The sequence below is a fragment of the Croceitalea marina genome, assembly GCF_042684265.1.
Taxonomy (GTDB): domain Bacteria; phylum Bacteroidota; class Bacteroidia; order Flavobacteriales; family Flavobacteriaceae; genus Croceitalea; species Croceitalea marina.
In genome coordinates this window covers 1-1,194 of the sequence record NZ_JBHULB010000036.1, presented here as the reverse complement: position 1 = coordinate 1,194, position 1,194 = coordinate 1, and the positions used below count along the sequence as shown (strand labels likewise).

General features: G+C 37.4%; 1 protein-coding gene. It reads right to left on the bottom strand.

Features of this window, described 5'->3' with window-relative positions; genetic code table 11:
* The coding region (locus ACFSQJ_RS14210; RefSeq protein WP_377767637.1) for a carboxypeptidase-like regulatory domain-containing protein at positions 1 to 922 on the bottom strand (922 nt) is incomplete at its 3' end.
* Positions 923 to 1,194: the final 272 nt, after the last annotated feature.

Here is a 1,194-nt window from a genome sequence, read left to right as displayed (position 1 = left end):
GTTTTTTTAAACTTTTTTGATAGTTGCCCTTAACTTCTTCTTTAGTGGTAGTTTTTGTTGCAAACGAATCGGGAAAATTTTCACGATAACCTACCTCTACCGAATAGGCCATACCCATGGCCGGGTATGTGACCCAGTTAGATTGGCCATTGAATCTGCTAAAGACCGCGCCGCCATCATTGGACATCGCCAGTTCTATTTCTGGGGAATCCCCTTTTACCTCTATAAGTTGTAGGCTGACTACGATATCACCATCTACGTTTATTAGGTCTTTTGATAAATCTATGGAATCTTTTCCTTGAGCCATCGAAACCCAGTGATTAATGGGCTTTGTCAATAACGGTTTATTGGGCATACCATCATTTATATCATATATATTCAGTCTTAACTGAACGCTGTCCGTTGAATTTTCAGAAACTTCAAAATACACTTTTTCCAAAGTGGACTTTTCATATGGAACTTCAATCTTAGAGGCCAGCTCACTGCCAAATAGTAACACTTTAGTCAACGGAACACTGGCGTATAGGTTCTTGGTAGTTCCGCCCAAAGTTTTTTTATTCGTGTTGTTTTCATTGTTAATCGCAGTTTTTTGCTTGCTTAACGGCGTTAACAGTACAATTTCTTGCTTGTTAAAATAGGTCTCTAATTTGGTTGCAGGTATTGCCCAATCATAATAGCCTGTAGACGATATTACCAAAGTATCCGTTTCTTTTATGTATTGGTTCAGCAGGTCAATTTTAAAGTATCCGTCCTTATCGGCTATACCGCCCCAATCTTTTCCTTTAAAACCAATGTTGGCATAAGCAATGGGCTCCTGTTCATATCTATCAAAGACCATGGCATCTGCCGTGAGCTGTTTTTGAGCGAAAGAATTTAAAAGACTAAAAAAAATGAGAACGGTGATTATTTTAATTTTACCCATAGGAGAGTGGTTTTGAATTTATAAGATAAGATTTTCGCCATAAACAATGTCTTAATGTTATGCTAAAACAGTTAATGAAAACCTTTTAAAACCAGCTGGATTTTATATTAGGCAAGACAAACGGAGTTGTTATCAATACCCAATGTCAAGAAGCATCAGGGGGAATTAATTTATGACTCCCCTGATGGTTTTGCTTTAGATTTATTTACCTACCTGGTCCCCTATTTTTTCGAGCGATACTTTCTGGTTAAGTTTTGAGAGTTCGACCAATT